Annotated in this window: 15 protein-coding genes; 13 read left to right on the top strand and 2 right to left on the bottom strand. The window is 62.4% G+C overall.

All coding sequences use genetic code 11. The features are described 5' to 3' along the window. Positions 1-57: 57 nt before the first annotated feature. The 9 genes from AC1RJW_RS12630 to AC1RJW_RS12590 all read left to right on the top strand — a co-directional run bounded on the left by AC1RJW_RS12630 (position 58) and on the right by AC1RJW_RS12590 (position 10,945). The gene (locus AC1RJW_RS12630; protein WP_493045228.1) at positions 58-1,128 is read left to right on the top strand and encodes a glycosyltransferase family 4 protein; all 1,071 of its coding nucleotides are present in this window, start codon (positions 58-60) and stop codon (positions 1,126-1,128) included. Continuing rightward, positions 1,125-3,134 carry a heparinase II/III family protein gene (locus tag AC1RJW_RS12625; protein ID WP_493045227.1) on the top strand — a complete coding sequence of 670 codons (2,010 nt, stop codon included), beginning with the start codon at positions 1,125-1,127 and terminating at the stop codon, positions 3,132-3,134. The genes AC1RJW_RS12630 and AC1RJW_RS12625 overlap by 4 nt, the downstream gene beginning before the upstream one ends. An 11-nt stretch (positions 3,135-3,145) precedes the next feature. Beyond that, entirely contained in the window at positions 3,146-4,456 is a 1,311-nt protein-coding gene (locus tag AC1RJW_RS12620; protein ID WP_493045226.1) for a nucleotide sugar dehydrogenase, read from the top strand. After that, on the top strand, positions 4,437-5,699 hold the full coding sequence (locus AC1RJW_RS12615) for a glycosyltransferase family 4 protein (RefSeq protein ID WP_493045225.1): 1,263 nt from the start codon (positions 4,437-4,439) through the stop codon (positions 5,697-5,699). Before AC1RJW_RS12620 ends, AC1RJW_RS12615 begins: the two co-directional genes overlap by 20 nt. A gap of 50 nt (positions 5,700-5,749) precedes the next feature. Next, on the top strand, positions 5,750-6,904 hold the full coding sequence (locus AC1RJW_RS12610; RefSeq protein ID WP_493045224.1) for a nucleotidyltransferase family protein: 1,155 nt from the start codon (positions 5,750-5,752) through the stop codon (positions 6,902-6,904). A 20-nt stretch (positions 6,905-6,924) separates the two neighbouring features. Continuing rightward, the gene (locus AC1RJW_RS12605; RefSeq protein WP_493045223.1) at positions 6,925-8,379 is read left to right on the top strand and encodes a mannose-1-phosphate guanylyltransferase/mannose-6-phosphate isomerase; all 1,455 of its coding nucleotides are present in this window, start codon (positions 6,925-6,927) and stop codon (positions 8,377-8,379) included. A gap of 183 nt (positions 8,380-8,562) precedes the next feature. Beyond that, the gene (locus AC1RJW_RS12600; protein ID WP_493045222.1) at positions 8,563-9,120 is read left to right on the top strand and encodes an FxDxF family PEP-CTERM protein; all 558 of its coding nucleotides are present in this window, start codon (positions 8,563-8,565) and stop codon (positions 9,118-9,120) included. Between the two features lie 84 nt (positions 9,121-9,204). After that, positions 9,205-9,783 carry an FxDxF family PEP-CTERM protein gene (locus AC1RJW_RS12595; protein WP_493045221.1) on the top strand — a complete coding sequence of 193 codons (579 nt, stop codon included), beginning with the start codon at positions 9,205-9,207 and terminating at the stop codon, positions 9,781-9,783. 139 nt (positions 9,784-9,922) lie between these two features. Further along, complete coding sequence (locus AC1RJW_RS12590; protein WP_493045220.1) at positions 9,923-10,945, top strand: TIGR03790 family protein; 1,023 nt, start codon at positions 9,923-9,925, stop codon at positions 10,943-10,945. 46 nt (positions 10,946-10,991) lie between these two features. Here the strand turns inward: AC1RJW_RS12590 and AC1RJW_RS12585 are convergent, their stop codons facing one another. Next, on the bottom strand, positions 10,992-11,741 hold the full coding sequence (locus AC1RJW_RS12585; RefSeq protein WP_493045219.1) for a PEPxxWA-CTERM sorting domain-containing protein: 750 nt from the start codon (positions 11,739-11,741) through the stop codon (positions 10,992-10,994). Between the two features lie 468 nt (positions 11,742-12,209). Between AC1RJW_RS12585 and AC1RJW_RS12580 the strand changes: the two genes are divergently transcribed. The 4 genes from AC1RJW_RS12580 to AC1RJW_RS12565 all read left to right on the top strand — a co-directional run bounded on the left by AC1RJW_RS12580 (position 12,210) and on the right by AC1RJW_RS12565 (position 17,426). Continuing rightward, a complete protein-coding gene (locus AC1RJW_RS12580) occupies positions 12,210-15,203 on the top strand; it encodes an ExeM/NucH family extracellular endonuclease (protein WP_493045218.1) in 2,994 nt (997 codons plus the stop codon). A 10-nt stretch (positions 15,204-15,213) separates the two neighbouring features. Next, on the top strand, positions 15,214-15,852 hold the full coding sequence (locus AC1RJW_RS12575; RefSeq protein ID WP_493045217.1) for an NF038129 family PEP-CTERM protein: 639 nt from the start codon (positions 15,214-15,216) through the stop codon (positions 15,850-15,852). Between the two features lie 192 nt (positions 15,853-16,044). Then, complete coding sequence (locus AC1RJW_RS12570) at positions 16,045-16,758, top strand: winged helix-turn-helix domain-containing protein (protein WP_493045216.1); 714 nt, start codon at positions 16,045-16,047, stop codon at positions 16,756-16,758. Then, positions 16,755-17,426: a LuxR C-terminal-related transcriptional regulator gene (locus AC1RJW_RS12565; RefSeq protein ID WP_493045215.1), complete on the top strand. Its 672-nt coding sequence runs from the start codon at positions 16,755-16,757 to the stop codon at positions 17,424-17,426. The genes AC1RJW_RS12570 and AC1RJW_RS12565 overlap by 4 nt, the downstream gene beginning before the upstream one ends. Here the strand turns inward: AC1RJW_RS12565 and AC1RJW_RS12560 are convergent. Continuing rightward, a complete protein-coding gene (locus tag AC1RJW_RS12560) occupies positions 17,423-17,836 on the bottom strand; it encodes a protease inhibitor I9 family protein (RefSeq protein ID WP_493045214.1) in 414 nt (137 codons plus the stop codon). The genes AC1RJW_RS12565 and AC1RJW_RS12560 overlap by 4 nt on opposite strands. Positions 17,837-17,915 lie beyond the last annotated feature (79 nt).

The following is a 17,915-nucleotide window of genomic DNA, read 5'->3' as shown; positions in this document are numbered from 1 at the left end:
GGCCATGTGCGGCAGTACCCGCCTGCTGGCGGAAAATGACAAATTATCTGATTCGACATGAAAAAAATTCTGATGGTCGGCACCAGCCTGAACACCATGGGCGGCATTGCTTCCGTGGCGCGCGTGTATGAGGGCACTGGCCTGTTTGAGCGTTACCGCGTGCATTACCTGGCCACGCATTGTGATGGCGGGCCCCTGGCCAAGCTGCGCATCATGCTGTGCGCCTATGCGCGCTTCGTGGCCATGCTGCTGACTGGGCAGGTGGGCCTGATTCACGTGCATGTCGCCTCGCACGCGAGCTTCTGGCGCAAGTCGGGATTTTTCCTGCTTGCATTCCTGTGCCGGGTTCCCAGCATCCTGCACCTGCACGGCGGCGGCTTTGCCGCTTTTTATGAGCGGCAATGCGGTCCGCTGCGGCGTGCGTATATCCGCTACATTTTTAATCACGCATCACGTGTGCTGGTGCTGTCGAGCGGCTGGCAGGCCTGGGTCCGCGGCATGAGCCGCAATCCGCATGTCGAGACCATGTTCAATCCGGTGGCGTTGCCGCCCATGGTCGCGCCATGGCCTGCACGCCAAGCGGGAAGTGTGTTGTTCCTGGGCAAGTTAGGCAAGGCCAAGGGTGTTGATGACCTGCTGCAGGCATGTGCCGACCTGACGCAACGTTGCCCATCGCTGCACCTGGCGCTGGGCGGGGATGGCGACCGTAGCGCCGTGCAGCAGCAAGCCGATGCGTTGGGAGTGGCCCGGCACGTCGAGCTGCTGGGCTGGGTACAGGGCGAGCAAAAGACGCGCCTGCTCAATAGTTGCCGTATCTACGTCCTGCCTTCATATTTTGAAGGATTGCCGATGAGCATACTGGAGGCGATGGCCAGCGGCGTGCCAGTGATTGCCACGGCGATCGGCGGCATTCCCGAGGCCATACAAGATGGGGTGGAGGGCTACCTGCTCGCGCCCGGCGACGTCCAGGGACTGGCTGACCGGATCGCGCGCTTGCTGGCCGACGATGCGCTGGCGCAAAGAATGGGCGCGGCGGGACGCAGCAAGGTGGAGCGTCAGTTTTCCACGGCGGCGGTCATGCCGCGCCTGGAACAAATTTATACCGACTTGGGGCTGAGTGCCGTATGACATCGCTAGCATGGAAAATCAACCGCTTGAAATTGATGGGTGCACCCGAGATTGTCTGGCGCGTGCAGCAGTTGCTGCAAAAGAAGGCCAGCAAGTTTGGCATCGGCTTGCTGCGCAAGGTGCCGGTGCCTGACCTGTCTCGCACAGGACGGCCTTTTCTGGCTGGCAACGGGCAGGATACCGATATCGCCGCCCTGTGCGGGGCCGCCGATACCGTGCTGGCGGGCCGCTGGAATGTCTTCGCCCTGCGTGGGGCGGAACTGGGTTTCCCTCCGGAATGGAACCGCGATCCGAAAACGGGTACCGTGGCGCCGCTGACCTTGGGCAAGCAGATCGATTACCGCAGCGAAAAGGTGGTCGGCGATATCAAGTATCTGTGGGAACCAAACCGGCACCTGGAACTGGTGGCGCTGGCGCAGGCATGGAAAGTGTCGGGCGAGCAGCGCTACGCCGATGGCGCGCGTCGCTTGCTGCAGTCGTGGTTCGAACAGTGTCCGTATCCCATGGGCGTGCACTGGACCAGTTCGCTTGAGCTGGCGCTGCGCCTGCTGAACTGGGCTTGCGCCTGGGAATTGCTGGGTGGTGCGGCTTCGCCGCTGTTCCAGGGCGAAGCGGGACAGCGTTTCCTGCAACAGTGGCTTGCCGCCATCTACCAGCACGCCCACTTCATCGCCGGTTATTTTTCGCGCCATTCGTCGGCGAACAACCATCTGTTCGGTGAATACATGGGCTTGTTTGTGGCCAGTAGCGTGTGGCCTTGTTGGCCGGAAAGTGCGAAATGGCAGGCAGTAGCGCGCCAGGGGCTGGAAGAGGAGGCGCTCAAGCAAAATACGCCAGATGGCGTGAACCGCGAGCAAGCCGTCTATTACCAGCATGAAGTGATGGACATGATGCTGCTGTGCCAGAGGATAGGGCAGGCCAACGGCGCGGGTTTTTCCGCGGCGTACTTGCAGCGCCTGGAGCGCCTGGCCGACTTTATCGCCGCACTGATGGACGTGGATGGCAACGTGCCGATGACGGGCGATGCCGACGATGCGCAGATGGTGCGTCTGGCGCACGAGGACGGCTGGCATCGCTACCGTTCGCTGCTGGCCAGCTGCGCCGTGCTGTTCGGCCGTGCCGACTTCAAGCGCAAGGCCGGCCATTTTGACGACAAGAACCGCTGGCTGTTTGGTGTGGCGGGCTTGCAACAGTGGCAGGCGCTTGATGGCGGCTTGCCGGAGGCGCCCGTGATGGCATTTCCGGAAGGCGGGTACTTCTTGCTCGGCAGCCATTTCGGCACGGCCGATGAAGTGCGCCTGGTGGCCGACTGCGCACCGTTGGGCTACCTGTCCATTGCCGCGCATGGACATGCCGATGCGCTGGCCTTTACCCTCTCCGTCGGCGGAGAGGAATTGCTCACCGATCCAGGTACCTACGCCTATCACACGCAAAAAAAATGGCGCGACTACTTCCGCAGCACGCCTGCGCATAACACGCTAGCCGTCGACGGTCTGGACCAGTCTGAAATCGGTGGTAATTTCATGTGGCTGAAAAAAGCCAATGCGCGCATGATTGCTCATGAAACGAATTCCGAGGTGCAAGTTTTTGAGGGTGAACACGATGGCTACAGCCGCCTGGCCGACCCCGTGCTGCACCGGCGTCGTATCGAGTTCAACTTTAATAATAAATGCATTGTTGTAAAAGACATATTACAATGTACAAATGTACATGATATTTCCGTGCATTGGCAGTTCGGCGAGCATTGCCTGGTCACCGTCAACGACGGGCAATTGCAGGCACAGGGCTTGCGGTCCGGCTTGCGCATGCGCTGTTCGCATGGAACGCTGGAGGTATTGCGCGGCAGCGAGACACCGCCTGGCGGCTGGATCTCGCGCCGCTTCGACGAGAAATCACCGATTGCCAGCGCCGCCTGGCGCATGCGGGTGCAGGGAACAACTGAAATCGTGACGCACATCGAGCTGATGCCGCAGACGTCGCCGGCTAATTCGCCGGCTCATCATTAAGGGAGCATATTTTGAAAATCAGTATTTTTGGCCTCGGCTACGTGGGTGCGGTCTCTGCCGGTTGCCTGGCAACGGATGGGCATGAAGTGATAGGCGTCGATCCGAACAAGACCAAGGTCGACCTGATCAACCAGGGCACCACGCCCATCATCGAGAAGGATATTGGCGAGATGATCGCCGCCACCGTGAAAAGCGGCCATTTGCGCGCCACGGCGGACGTGCGCGACGCCGTCTTCGGCTCCGACATGTCGCTCATCTGCGTGGGCACGCCATCGCAGCTCAATGGCAACCTGGACCTGAGCCACGTGCGCAAGGTATGCCAGGAAATCGGCGCGGCGATTGCCGAAAAGGATACCTTCCACGTCGTCGTGGCGCGCTCGACCATGCTGCCCGGCTCCATGCGCGCGCTGGTGATTCCGACCCTGGAAGCGGCATCGGGCAAGGTGGCCGGCGTTGATTTCGGCGTGTGCAACAACCCGGAATTCCTGCGCGAAGGCACGGCCGTCTACGATTACTACCATCCGCCGAAGACGGTCATCGGCGAATCCGATGAAAAGGCGGGCGCGCTGCTGGTGCAGCTGTATGAAAAGATGGACGCGCCGCTGGTGCGCACGGACGTGGAAACGGCCGAGATGGTCAAGTACACGGACAACACCTGGCACGCCGTGAAAGTGGCGTTCGCCAATGAAATCGGCAATATCTGCAAGGCCGTCGGCATCGATGGCCACAAGGTGATGGAAATCTTCTGCCAGGATACCAAGCTGAACCTGTCGCCGTACTACATGAAGCCAGGCTTCGCCTTCGGCGGCTCGTGCCTGCCGAAAGACGTGCGCGCGCTGACCTACAAGGCGCGCAGCCTGGACCTCGATTTGCCCTTGCTTAACTCTATCTTGCCATCGAACCAGCGGCAAGTGGAAAAGGGCATCAAGATGATCGTCGACAAAGGTGCGCGCAAAGTAGGCATCCTGGGCTTCTCGTTCAAGGCCGGTACGGACGACTTGCGCGAGTCGCCGCTGGTCGATGTGATCGAGTATCTGCTGGGCAAGGGCTACGAGTTGAAACTGTACGACAAGAACGTCAACCTGGCCGCCCTGACGGGCGCCAACCAGGATTACATCCTCAACCACATCCCGCACATTTCCAAGCTGATGGTGACGAATATGCAGGACGTGCTCGATTTTGCCGACACCATCGTCATCGGCAATGGCGCGGCCGAATTCAAGACCGTGCCCGCCAGCCTGCAGCCGCACCAGCACATCGTCGATCTGGTACGCATCAGCAAGGAACAAAGTGGAGAGCAATATGACGGCATCTGCTGGTAACAAGGTGGCAGGTGCGCCACGCCGCGTGCTGATCCTGGTGGAAAACCTGCCGTCGCCGTTCGACCGGCGCGTCTGGCAGGAAGCGACCACCCTGCATGCGAATGGCTACGAAGTGTCGATCATCTGTCCCACGGGCAAAGGTTACGAATCGCGCTACGAAGCCATCGACGGCATCCATATCTACCGCTACCACCTGCCGCTGGAAGCGGAAGGAGCGAAGGGCTATCTGGTCGAGTATTCGCTGGCGCTGTTCCACACGTTTCGCCTGGCATGGAAAGTGCATTTTGCGCGCGGTTTTGACGTCATCCACGCCTGCAATCCGCCCGATTTGCTGTTCCTCATCGGCGGCTTCTTCAAGTTGACGATGGGCAAGCGTTTCCTGTTCGACCACCACGACATCAATCCGGAACTGTACGAAGCCAAGTTCGGCCGCCGCGACTTCTTCTACAAGCTGATGGTGCTGTTCGAGCGCTGGTCGTTCAAGAGCGCCGACGTGTCGATCGCCACCAACGAGTCGTACAAGAAGATCGCCATCGAGCGGGGCGGCATGAGGCCGGAAGATGTCTACGTGGTGCGCAGCGGACCCAAGCTGGACCGCTTGCGCGTGCTGCCGCCCGTGCCGGCGCTGAAGAAGGGCCGTGCCTACCTGGTCGGTTACGTGGGCGTGATGGGGGCGCAGGAAGGCATCGACCTGCTGCTGCAGGCGGCGCAATACATCGTGCAAACCCTGAAGCGCGAGGACGTGCAGTTCGGGCTGGTCGGCGGCGGCACCTCGCTCGAGCAGATGAAGCAGATGGCGCACGACCTGGGCATCGCCGAGTACGTGACGTTCACGGGGCGCGTACCGGACCAGCAATTGCTGGAAATGCTCAATACCTCCGATGTGTGCGTGAACCCGGACGTGGCCAACGACATGAACGACAAGTCGACCATGAACAAGATCATGGAATACATGGCTTTGGGCAAACCGATCGTGCAGTTTGATCTAGTCGAGGGCAAGGTTTCCGCACAGCAGGCATCCTTGTATGCATTGAAGAACGATCCTGTCGACATGGCGCGCAAGATCGTCGAGTTGCTGGACGACCCCGCCCGCCGCGAGCAGATGGGAGCGTTCGGCCGGCATCGCGTGGTCAACGAGCTGGAGTGGGAATATGAAGCGCCGAAGCTGCTGGCCGCGTATGCGCGCCTGTTTCCCGCCGCCGCGCCCGCCGCGTCGGTGACCTTGAGCAAGGACGGCCGCTGACATGCGCTGCCTGGCGAACCATCCTCACCCCTGAGGGAGCGTGTCCGACGATGAAAGCAATGATACTGGCAGCAGGCAAGGGCACGCGCGTGCAGCCCCTGACCTACGATTTGCCCAAGCCGATGATCCCCATCCTGGGGAAACCCGTGATGGCGTACCTGGTGGAGCACCTGGCGCAGTATGGCGTGACCGACATCATGGTCAACGTCAGCTACCTGCATGAAAAGATCGAGGAGTATTTCGGCGAAGGCCACCAGTTCGGCGTGCAGATCGGTTACTCCTTCGAAGGCTATACGAACGACGCGGGCGAGGTCGTGCCGCAACCGCTGGGCTCGGCCGGCGGCATGAAGAAGATCCAGGAGTTTGGCGGTTTTTTTGACGAGACGACGATCGTCCTGTGCGGCGATGCCTTGATCGACCTGGACCTGGAAGCGGCCCTGCTTGAGCACCGCCGCACGGGGGCGCTGGCCTCCGTCATCACCCTGGAAGTGCCGTGGGACAAGGTTTCCAGCTACGGCGTGGTGGTCAGCGACGCCGACGGGCGCATCCGCGCCTTCCAGGAGAAGCCGGCCCAGGCCGATGCACTGTCCAATTGCGTCAGTACCGGCATCTATCTGTTCGAGCCGGAAGTGCTGGACCTGATTCCCGACGACTGTTCGTTCGACATCGGTTCGGAACTGTTTCCCTTGCTGGTGGAAAAGGGCTTGCCGTTCTATGCGCAAAAGCGCCAGTACAACTGGATCGACATCGGCAGCGTCAAGGATTACTGGGAAGTGCTGCAAAGCGTCCTGATGGGGGAGGTTGCCCAATTGCACGTTCCTGGCCGGCAGATTGCCGATGGCGTATGGGTCGGCTTGAATACCAGTATCGACTGGAGCGATGGCACGCGCATCGAAGGCCCCGTGTATATCGGCTCGGGCTGCCGCATCGATGCGGGCGCCGTCATCGTCGGGCCCACGTGGATCGGCCATGGCAGCCATGTGTGCGCTGGCGCCGAAGTGGTGCGCAGCGTGCTGTTCGAATACACGCGCGTGCTGGCCGACGTATTGCTCGACGAAATGATCGTTTTCAAGGAGTTCAGTGTCGACCGGGCCGGCCAGATGCGCCACGCTTCCGAGTATGCGCTTGGCGCCTGGGGCAATGCGCGCGACCGGCGCAGTTTGCGCCGCGCGGAAATGTCCCCGGCCCTGTTCGTTGCCCAATAAACTGTTTTTGAAATGAAACTATGAAAATTTACCCAGTCATCCTGTCCGGCGGTTCAGGCACCCGTTTATGGCCGCTGTCGCGCGCCGTGCTGCCCAAGCAACTGTTGCCGCTGGTAACGGACAAGACCATGTTGCAGGAAACGGCGCTGCGCGTGACCAGCCTGCCCAACCGCCGCGCAGGCGACAGTGGTCTGGCCGAGTTCGAGGTCATGCCACCGCTGGTGGTGTGCGGCAATGAGCACCGCTTCATGGTGGCCGAGCAGCTGCGCGAGATCGGCTTGCCGCCGCTCGGTATCCTGCTTGAACCGGTGGGCCGCAATACGGCGCCAGCCGTGGCGGTGGCGGCGCAATACCTGCTGGCCATCGACCCGCAGGCGCTGATGCTGGTCTTGCCGGCCGACCACGTCATCACCGACGTGGCCGCGTTTCACCAGTCTATCGCCGAGGCGGCGCTGCTGGCGGCCGATGGCGCCCTGGCCACCTTCGGCATCGTGCCGACGGCGCCGGAAACGGGCTATGGCTACATCCGCAGCGGTGCGCCCGTGAGTCCTGGCGCCGCGGGTTGCCAAGTCGAGCGTTTCGTGGAAAAGCCGGACCTGGCCACGGCGCAGTCCTTCCTTGCCGCTGGTAATTATTTCTGGAACAGCGGCATGTTCATGTTCCGTGCCGAGCGCTATCTGAGCGAACTGGCGGCATTCCAGCCAGCCATGCTGGCCGCCTGCGAAGCGGCCGTGCGCGACGGCTACCGCGACCTCGATTTCTGCCGCCTGGAAGTGAAGGCCTTCGCCGCCAGCCCGTCCGATTCGATCGACTATGCCGTCATGGAGCATACGGCGCATGCGGTGGTGCTGCCGGCCGCCATCGGCTGGAGCGATGTCGGTTCCTGGTCGGCCTTGTGGGAGGTGCAGCAGGGCGATGCCAACGGCAACGTCGTGCGCGGCGACGTGTATCTCGATGGCGTGAGCAATTGCCTGGTGCGCGCCGAGCGCCGCCTGGTGGCCATGCTGGGCGTGCAGGACCTGGTCGTGGTGGAAACGGACGACGCCGTGCTGGTGGCGCACAAGAACCAGGTGCAGCGCGTGAAACAGGTGGTCGACCACCTGAAGCAGGCGGGACGCAGCGAACACGTGCAGCACCGCAAGGTCTACCGCCCGTGGGGCGCCTACGAAGGCATCGACGTCGGCGAACGCTTCCAGGTCAAGCGCATCACCGTCAATCCGGGCGGCAAGCTGTCACTGCAGATGCACCATCACCGGGCCGAGCACTGGGTGGTCGTCAGCGGTACGGCGCAGGTCACATGCGGCGACAAGGTAACTTTGCTGACGGAAAACGAATCAACGTACATTCCCATCGGCATGACGCACCGGCTGGAAAACCCGGGCAAGCTGCCCTTGCACCTGATCGAAGTGCAGTCGGGCAGTTATTTGGGGGAAGACGACATCGTGCGGCTGGAGGATGTCTACCAGCGCGTCTGATGTGCGTTCTTTTACGATATCCGCACAGTGAAACTATTGGCCTCAAGAATGATGCTATAAAGTAACTTTTCATTAAACAATAGTTAACATAAAAAATTGCTTTATGCTATGATTCTGCCTGGTTTGATCAGATAACTCATGCGGACGCGCTGGCGCGTCCGCATTCACGTTGAGTGGAATCGCATGAAGAAAAATACGTATTCGGTGCTGGCCGCGCTGGCCTTTGCCGGTTCAGCTTTATTCGCGCAGGCAGCCTGTGCCGCGCCCGTCGACATCAGTTCCACGCCTGGTGCCGTCAATCTGGCCGCGGGCGGTTCGCTGACTTTTGGCGACAAGTTTAAAAATAATCAAAAAAGCAATTTTTTCAATGACCTGTTCGCGTTTAACGTGAGCAAGACGAGCGACCTGAGCGTGGTACTGAACTCGCGCAGCAGCAGCGCGACGAATGGCTTGAACCTGACGGGTTTCGGCTTGTACAGCAGTGTCGGCAATACCTTGCTGCTGGGCGGCGATCAGTTGCTGACCGGCATCGATGATAAATGGAGCCTGTCGTATGCCAACCTGGCTGCCGGTTCCTACTATCTGAAAGTCAGCGGCAACGTGGTGTCGAACACGGGCGCGGCCTTCAGCGCGAATGGCAGCCTGGTATCGGCCGTGCCGGAACCTGGCACGTATGCGATGTTGCTGGCGGGCCTGGGCCTGCTGGGCTTCATGGCACGCCGCCGCCAGAAGGCGGCTTGAGCCTGCCCTGGCTGATTGGCCTCCTCGTTTGCGTTTCCATCCCGCAACTGGCATGAGCCGGTTGCAGTCATCTTGGTGAAAAGTATGAAAAAATTCCTGAAATCCCTGTTCGTGGCCGCCATGTTTGCCGGCAGCAGCCTGGCAGCCCATGCGGCACCGGTTGACATCAGCCACGCGACGGTGGATCTGACGCAAGATTTGCTCGATTATTCCAGCAGCGAGCTGCTGGGCTCGTTTTCGCTGGCGCCAGGCCAGTTGGCCGGAGCGGGCAATAACTTTTTCAGCGACAAATTTACGTTCAGCGTGACGGGTTTTAACGACCTGAGCGCACTGGCGACCTCGCTCAAGCCGAGTGTCAACTCCGGCCTGACACTGACCGGTTTCAGCCTGGGCAACGCCAGCGGCATTCTGTTCCATGGCGCGCTTGACCTGATCAATTTCACGGCGCAAGACCAGGCGTGGTCGCTGCAGTCCGGCTCCACGCCTTTGGCTGCTGGCAATTATTTCCTGCAAATCGACGGTTATGTTGCCTCGCCAACGGGCGGCAGCTACAGCGGCATCCTGGCCGTCACGCCGGTACCGGAACCGGAAACCTACGGCATGCTGCTGGCGGGCCTGGGTGTGCTCGGCTTCATGGCGCGCCGCCGCAAGCTGCAAGCCTGAAGATAAAATTGTTTGCATGAAACGGAGGCCGCGGCCTCCGTTTTTTTTTGCCGCATACCCACATGGGACTATAATCGACCGGCACAGTGGGTGGCTGCGGCATGGCTGCCTGGATATTTCCCAACGACGATACTGACCATTGCATACCTCTCTCTGCTTTTCGCTGGCGCTGGCCGCCGGCATTGCGCACGCCGATGCGCCATCCGTGACGCCAGGGTTGAATGCCGCGCAATTGGCCATCGTTATCAACGATGCGGAACCGAACAGTGTGGAAGTGGGGGAATATTACCGCCAGGCGCATGGCGTCCCCGCCGCCAATGTCGTGCACGTGACGATACCGAACCGGCCCAAGAAGCTCAGCGCGGACCAGTTCGCGCAGCTGAAGTCGCGCATCGACGCCCAGCTCAAGCCGGAAATCCAGGCGGTACTGATGGTGTGGAGCGCGCCGTATGCGGTCGAGTGCAATTCCATCACGGCCGCATATACCCTGGGCTACGATGCGGCGCAATGCGCCAAGACCTGCAATGCCGGCAAACAGAGCACTTACTTCAACAGCACTGTCAACCAGCCATTCACGCAGATGGGCATGCGCCTGTCGATGTTGCTTCCAGTAGATTTTGTGGAGGAGGCCAAGGCCGTCGTGGACCGCGGCACGGTCAGTGGCTTTTCCGTGCCGGCCGCCAGCGCCTATTTCCTGACCACCAGTGAAGGCGCGCGCAATAGCCGTGCGTCCTTTTTTCCGCCTGCCGGCGTGGTGCGCCAGCGCAAGCTCACCATCAAGAACATCAAGGCCGATTCGCTTGAGGGAGCGCAAGACATCATGATTTACCAGACGGGCATGGCCAAAGTAGGCAAGCTCGATACCCTGCGTTTCCTGCCGGGGGCGCTGGCGGATCACCTGACCTCGTTTGGCGGCGATTTGCAGGGTACGGTACAGATGAGCAGCCAGCGCTGGCTCGAGGCGGGCGCCACGGCCAGTTATGGCACCGTCAGCGAACCGTGTAACTTCTGGCAGAAATTTCCCAATTCGACAGTCTTGCTGCGCCGCTACCTGGGCGGGATGACGGCGCTGGAAGCATATTGGGGCAGTGTCGCGTGGCCGGCGCAAGGCTTGTTTATCGGCGATCCCCTGGCGGCGCCATATCTGGCATACCGGCGCTGAGACGGCTTACCTGGACGAAAAAAAAGGCTCTTGCGAGCCTTTTTTCTTATGCCTGGCGCCCGGCCTTGCGGCGCAGGGCCAAGGCCAGCAAGCCCAGGCCGGCCATCAGCATGGCCCAGGTCTCGGGTTCCGGTACGGCGGGCGTGATGGGCGGCACGATGGCCCCGCCACCGGTGCCATTGCTGCCGCTGTCGATACCGCCGCCTGCGCCGCCGCCGCCCACACCGGCTTTTCCGGCGGGGGCGCCCGTGTCAAAGCCGGACGATGTCAGCAGTGGTGCATAGACGCTATCGGCGCGGGCGTAGGCGCGGCCGGCACCGCGATAAGCAGCGGCATCGTCGATCACTGGCTGGTCTTGCACGGCGATAAAGTCGCGCGCGCCAAAGCGGTACTCGCCGCCGGCATTGCCGGTGCGTGCGCCTGCGCTGCCGCCGCCATCGCCTTGCTGGCCCAGCAGATTGGCCAGGCGGTGACCCTGGCTGCCGGATTGCGGATGGCGCAATACCTGGCTCGATTCGCCTTCGCCGAATTCCGGCGTCTGGCTGGTGCCATCATTGGTGCGTGCGCCGAAGCCGATGAAACCATCGACGAGGCTGCAAGCGCTGTAGGTGCTGTCGAGGTCGGCGTCCTTCGCCTTGCCGCCTGCGTTGCTGGCGGCTCCCGTGGCTTGGCAGCGTCTCTCGTCGCCGCTGGCGCGCTGGGCGCCATTTTGCGCTTGTGCCGTGCCAGCCGCCAGCAATAACACACTGCAGGCGAACAACGAAGCGAACTTGAATGGGGTGGCTGGTGTTGACATTTACTTACCTCTTGGAAATGCATTCTGAGCGCGGCGCATATCGCCGGGCGCTGAGGATGGAATTGGTGCCTACGCTACCTGTGCGACATGGTTTATGCACGGCAGGATGGCAGATGAAGAGCCGGGCATGGGTGGGGCCCGCTCGATCCATTTGTATTGCAAGGTTCTCAAAGTTGCCAATGACTTATCAAGAATAAAACTTATTTGCCTAAAGTATATCATATTTTCCTGGCAGCTCCTATTTTATCGTGCCGCCGTGAAGCTATTGTTGCTTATCGAATACGAAGAAAGGCGTCTTCCCGCACGCCACGGACGAGGCTTTTACTCCGTTCGGCTTAATCAAATGTCATCAAGTCGTCATCCCCGGCCTTTAATATGCAAATAACAAGTCTGAAATACTTTTGTTAATTGTGGCGCGCCGGCCCATCATGCGGGACCGGCGTCACTTATCTACCGACCGGGATCCTCATGCACACCTCGTTTTCCCCCTTGCGCACGCCGCTGCGCCTGACCGTCATGGCTACCTTGCTGGCCAGCCTGTCCGTGCCGGCCCTGGCTGCTTCCGATATCGTCATCAGCCAGGTGTATGGCGGTGGCGGCAACACGGGGGCGCTGTACCGCAACGATTTCATCGAACTGTTCAACCGCGGCGCCAGCCCCGTGAACCTGAGCAACTGGAGCGTGCAATACGCGTCGGCCGCCGGTTCGAGCTGGGCCGTGACGGCCTTGCCGGCTATCGATTTGCAACCGGGCCAGTATTTGCTGGTCCAGCAAGCCAAGGGGACGGGCGGCACGCAGGACTTGCCCGCGCCGGATGCCTCGGGCAGCCTGGCCATGTCCGGTACGGCGGGCAAGGTGTTGCTGAGCAATAACAAGACGGCCCAGACGGGCACCAGCCCCACGGGCGCCGCCGTCGTCGACCTGGTCGGTTTCGGCACGGCCAACGGTTTTGAGGGCGCCGTCGCGCCCGCGCCATCGAATACCCTGTCGATTGCGCGCGCGAATGGCGGCTGCGGCGACACGGACGATAACAGCGTGGACTTTACCGCCGGCAGCGTGACGCCGCGCAACACGGCTTCCGAGCGCCACGTCTGCGGCGGTCCCGTCGTGCACCAGATCATCACCAGCTGCCCGGCCAGCCTGGCGCTGGCGCTGAGCAATGGCGGCAGCGCCGTGCTGCGCGCGTCCGACGTGGATGGCGTGGTAAATGCTGCTATCTTGAGCTCGCCGGCCGTGGCCGGCATCAGCCTGGCCAATTTCAGCGCAGCCGGCGTGGCGGGCGAGAGCGCCAGCGTGAGCCTGCTGGTGGCCGCTGGCGTGCCGGTGGGCAATTATCCGGTCATCGTCCAGTTCGGCAACGACCAGCAGCAAAGCGCCAGCTGCAAGATCGACGTGGCCGTGCAAGGCCTGGCCGCCGTCAGCCACACGATCCCGCAAATCCAGGGCAGCGGCGTGGCCAGCCCCTACGCCAATTCCGTGCAGACGACCGAGGGCGTCGTCACCCTGAAGGTGGGCACGGGTTTCTTCATGCAGGACGCGGCCGGCGATGGCGACCCGTCTACGTCGGACGGCATCTTTGTGTACACGGGCGCGGCCGTCACCACCGTGCAGCCGGGCGAACTGGTGCGCGTGACGGGCACGGTGTTCGAATATACGCCGTCGGGCGCGAAAAATTCCTACACGGAATTGAAGGACGTGACGGCCATCCTCACGCAAAGCGCGGGCCACGGCATCGTGCCGGCGAATGTGACCTTGCCGAACGACAACCTGGCCGCCGTGGAAGGCATGCTGGTGCGTTTCACGCAGCCGTTGACCGTGTCGCAAAACGCCTACCTGGGCGCGCGCGGCGAACTGACCCTGTCGGCGGGACGGCGCGAAGTGCCGACCAACCGCTATCCGGCAGGCTCCGCCGAAGCGCAAGCCTTGATCGCCGCCAATGCGAACAACCTGATCGTGCTTGATGATGGCATTTTCGTGGCGCCGCCGACGATACCGTATATCGGCCAGGATAACACCGTGCGCAGCGGCGACACGGTGGCCGACCTGACGGGCGTGGTGGATTTCGGTGCCATCGGCGGTGGCGGCGCCGCCTATAAATTGCAGCCGACGCAGACGCCGCAATTTTCGCGCGACAACCCGCGCACGGGCAGCCCGGAACTGCCATCCGGGAACGTCAAGGTGGCCAGCGCCAACGTGCTGAATTTCTTTACGACATTTACCAATGGCAATAACGTGTTTGGCCAGACGGGGCAGGGCTGCACCGTGGGTTCGTCGACCACCAAATCGAACTGCCGCGGCGCCGACAACCTGGCCGAGTTCGTGCGCCAGCGCGACAAGATCGTGGCCGAACTGAAAGCCATCGATGCGGACGTGGTGGGCTTGATGGAAATCCAGAACAATGGCGAAACGGCCGTCACCTACCTGGTCGAGCAGCTGAACGCGGCCATCGGCGGCGTCACCTACGCCGTGGTGCCGAAGCCGGCCGCCACGGGCACGGACGCCATCCGCGTGGCCATGATCTACAAGCCAGGCAAGCTGGGCCTGGTGGGCGGCGCCCTGTCGGACGCCAACGCCATCAACAACCGTCCGCCGATGGCGCAAACGTTCAAGGCTGCCAACGGCGAGAAATTCTCGCTGATCGTCAATCACCTGAAATCGAAGGGCAGCTGCCCTTCGAGCGGGCTGGACGCGGACCAGAACGATAGCCAGAGCTGCTGGAACGCCACCCGCGTGCAGCAAGCCCAGCGCCTGGTGGGCAGCTTCGTGCCGCAGGTGACGGCCGCCGCCGGCGACGCGGACGTGCTGGTCATCGGCGACTTGAATTCGTATGGCGCGGAAGATCCGATCCAGGTCATCACGGGCGCCAGCTTCGTCAATGAACTCGAGCGCTTCGTGCGCCCGTCTGGCATGCCGTATTCCTACGTGTTCGGCGGCCAGAGCGGCTACCTCGACCATGCGCTGGCCAGCACCTCGCTGAGCCCGCAAGTGGCCGGCGTTGCCGAATGGCATGTGAATGCGGACGAGCCGGAAGTGATCGACTACAACATCGACTCGGCCAAGCCGCAAGACCTGTACAACGCCTTGCCCTACCGCGCCTCGGACCACGATCCCGTCGTCATCAGCCTGGACTTGCAGCCCGCCTACCGCGACATCACGGCCGGCGTGGCGCAAGCCAGCTCGGGACTGACGTTCAACCGCGCGACGCAAAAGTACACGGGCACGTTCTCGTTCACCAACACGGGCACGGCGGCCATCAGCGGTCCGTTCCAGGTGGTGTTCGGCGGCTTGCCGGCAGGAGTCAGCCTGGCGAATGCCACGGGCAGCCATGCGGGCGCCGCCTATGTCACCGTCAACGCGGCCAGCCTGGCGCCCGGTGCGACGGCCTCGTTTGCCGTCAGTTTCACCAATCCGTCGAAAGTGACGATCAATTACTCCGCCAGCATTTTCGCCGGCAACTTCTAAGGATACGACCATGTTGACAACGAAATTCAACCTTACCCTGCGCCGCGCCGTCCTGGCCGCCGTGCTGGCCGCCAGTTCCAGCGTGGCGCTGGCGGACCCGCTCGGCTACCGCGTGGAAATCGACACGCGCCAGTTCTCGGGTGCCGGTTTCCTCGACTTCGCCTTTATCGCCGGCAACAGTCCGGCGCCGGGCGCCAGCGCCGTGCTCAGCAATTTCTCGGGCGCCTTTGGCGCGCTGGCGTCGCAGGAAGGCAACGTCAGCGGCAGCTTGCCCGGCACCTTGACCTTCGGCAATAGTGGCGCCTACAACGACTGGTTTCACAACGTGACCCTGGGCGGCAAGTTCGGTTTCAATATCGTTTTTGGCGGCGACTTCCTGAACACGGCCGGTAACGCGGGCACGACGTTTGGCGTGGGCTTGCTCGACGCCAGCGGCATGGCCTACCTGGGCAATGTGAACGGCAACCTCGTGCAATTCGAATTGACGCCGATCAATGGCGGCATTCCGGCCAGCATCGCCGGTAGCACCTACGCCAGCATCGCGTCGATCTCGGCCGTGCCGGAAGCGTCGGAATGGATGATGCTGACGGGCGGCCTGGCGCTGATCGGCTTTGCCCTGCGTCGCCGCCAGCCCGTTTTGCCGGCATAAGGTACAGTTTCCCCGCCTGAACACAGCGTGCCCCTGGTGCGCTGTGTTTTTTTTCGCCTATTTATTTGGAATAGCTATAAATCAGGAAACTAAATTGTATTAGTCACCGTTTTACGCTTGATGCATAGTCAAAAACTTGTCGGGCCGTCTAGTTTTTCATGGAGGCCGCCAACTTTTTCGGAAGGATGCATCATGCGCCGTCATATTCTGCTGCTCGATCCCGTGCCCGCCATGCAAGCCTTGCTGCTGCATAACCTTGAAGGCGCCGGCTACCGGGTCAGCTGCGCCGTGGATGGGCGCGGCGCGCTGGCGCTGCTGGCGGCCGACCCGCCCGACGTGCTGCTGCTGGAATGGGAGTTGCCGGACGCGTCCGGCATCGCGCTGCTGCGCCAGGTGCGCCAGGATGGCCAGCTGTGCGACTTGCCCATCATCATGGTCAGCGCGCGCGACAGCGAACAGGACACGGTGCTGGCGCTGGAAAGCGGTGCCGACGATTACCTGTGCAAGCCTTTCGGTCCCCGTGAAATGCTGGCCCGCGTGCACGCGCTGCTACGCCGGCGCACGCCATCGGCCTTGCGCGCAGGCGCAAGCACGTCCGGCGCCAGCGTCTTGCGGCTCGATCCGCATACCCAGCGCGTGACGGCCGGCAGCGTGCCCGTCAGCCTGGGCCGCGTGGAATTCAAATTGCTGCATTTTTTGATGGACCATCCGGGCCGGGTGCATAGCCGCGCGCACCTGCTCGACCAGGTGTGGGGCCATGCGGCCTATCTCGACGAACGCACGGTCGATGCCCACGTGGGACGCCTGCGGCAGGCGCTGCAGCCGGGCGGCTGCGGCCACCGCATCGAAACCGTGCGCGGCAGCGGCTACCGCTATCTGGCGTTTGATGCCGCCGTGTGCGCATGATGCTGCTGACGGGGCGGGAACAGGAATACCTGCTGCACGCCATACTCGGCGCGCATGGCATCGCCGAGTCCGGCGATTTCTTTCTGTGGAGCCAGGGGCCGCTGCAAACGCTGTTGCCGCACGACTTATTAATGTGCGCGCAGCTGGGCGCCGACGGGGCCGTGCTGCGCAGCGAAGCCTGGCACAGCATCGTGCCCGATCACGCGCAGCTGCGCGAGCGCCAGGGCCAGCTGGCGCGCCTGGCGCTGGCCTGGCGCGCGGGCGGCCAAAGGGCGGGCGTCATCGATGGCGTGCTGGTGCACGGCAGCGTGGGCGAGGGAGGCGGCAGCTTCTTTGCCCTGTTCGCCATGGGAACCGTGGACGCGGCGCGCCAGGCCTACGCGCTGGAATTGCTGCTGCCCTACCTGCACCTGCACTGGCTGGCGCTGCCAGGCAGCCGGCTGGCGCCCTTGGCCCGTCCGGGCGCCACGCGCGCGGCCAGTGCGCGCGAACTGGAAGTACTGCATTGGGTGCGCGAGGGGAAGAGCAATGACGAGGTGGGGCAAATCCTCGGTATCAGCGGCACCACCGTGAAAAGCCATTTGCAGCGCATCTACAAATTATTGGGTGTGAGCAACCGCACGCAAGCCGTCTCGCGCGGCATCGCGCTGCGCCTGCTCAGCCATTAGCGCTGGTCCTGTATTTTATTCTTGCCATTGCCGCCGCCATCCTGCGTGTGTTCGATGCTGCCGGGCGACACCCGCGCCACCTCCGGGCTCGCTTGCAGGCGCGCCACTTCGTCCGCCGTCAGCATGGCGGCAAAGCCATTGAAGGCCGTCGTATAGCGATATTGCACGGGAGCATCGGGTACCAGCGCCAGCACGGCGCGCTGCTGCGTTTCAAGCTGGGCCGTGTAGCGCCGCGCGGCGTCGCTGTTCGTATCGAGCCCATGCACGCCGTCCGCCTGCGAGGCCAGCGGCGGGGCGCGCAATTGCACCAGATACGACAGCCGCGCCGCGGCGGCCTGCGCCGCGACAGGCAGCGCATGGATGCTGGCCATGCCGGCCAGGATGGCAATACTGAGGCGAAATGCGGACATGCCAGCTCCCTTGGCGCATGGCGCCTATGCGCCGATTGTACGCGCGTCGCGCATAAAAAACGCGCCCCGCAGGGCGCGT

The organism is Janthinobacterium sp. GW822-FHT07A03, from assembly GCF_058798815.1.
This window is presented reverse-complemented; position numbering and strand designations above follow the sequence as displayed.

Excerpts from the sequence above, each read along its gene's own strand:
- AC1RJW_RS12630 (WP_493045228.1), top strand. The coding sequence starts at position 58 with ATGAAAAAAATTCTGATGGTCGGCACCAGCCTGAACACCATGGGCGGC.
- AC1RJW_RS12625 (WP_493045227.1), top strand. The coding sequence starts at position 1,125 with ATGACATCGCTAGCATGGAAAATCAACCGCTTGAAATTGATGGGTGCA.
- AC1RJW_RS12615 (WP_493045225.1), top strand. The coding sequence starts at position 4,437 with ATGACGGCATCTGCTGGTAACAAGGTGGCAGGTGCGCCACGCCGCGTG.
- AC1RJW_RS12610 (WP_493045224.1), top strand. The coding sequence starts at position 5,750 with ATGAAAGCAATGATACTGGCAGCAGGCAAGGGCACGCGCGTGCAGCCC.
- AC1RJW_RS12605 (WP_493045223.1), top strand. The coding sequence starts at position 6,925 with ATGAAAATTTACCCAGTCATCCTGTCCGGCGGTTCAGGCACCCGTTTA.
- AC1RJW_RS12600 (WP_493045222.1), top strand. The coding sequence starts at position 8,563 with ATGAAGAAAAATACGTATTCGGTGCTGGCCGCGCTGGCCTTTGCCGGT.
- AC1RJW_RS12595 (WP_493045221.1), top strand. The coding sequence starts at position 9,205 with ATGAAAAAATTCCTGAAATCCCTGTTCGTGGCCGCCATGTTTGCCGGC.
- AC1RJW_RS12585 (WP_493045219.1), bottom strand. The coding sequence starts at position 11,741 with ATGTCAACACCAGCCACCCCATTCAAGTTCGCTTCGTTGTTCGCCTGC.
- AC1RJW_RS12580 (WP_493045218.1), top strand. The coding sequence starts at position 12,210 with ATGCACACCTCGTTTTCCCCCTTGCGCACGCCGCTGCGCCTGACCGTC.
- AC1RJW_RS12575 (WP_493045217.1), top strand. The coding sequence starts at position 15,214 with ATGTTGACAACGAAATTCAACCTTACCCTGCGCCGCGCCGTCCTGGCC.
- AC1RJW_RS12570 (WP_493045216.1), top strand. The coding sequence starts at position 16,045 with ATGCGCCGTCATATTCTGCTGCTCGATCCCGTGCCCGCCATGCAAGCC.
- AC1RJW_RS12565 (WP_493045215.1), top strand. The coding sequence starts at position 16,755 with ATGATGCTGCTGACGGGGCGGGAACAGGAATACCTGCTGCACGCCATA.
- AC1RJW_RS12560 (WP_493045214.1), bottom strand. The coding sequence starts at position 17,836 with ATGTCCGCATTTCGCCTCAGTATTGCCATCCTGGCCGGCATGGCCAGC.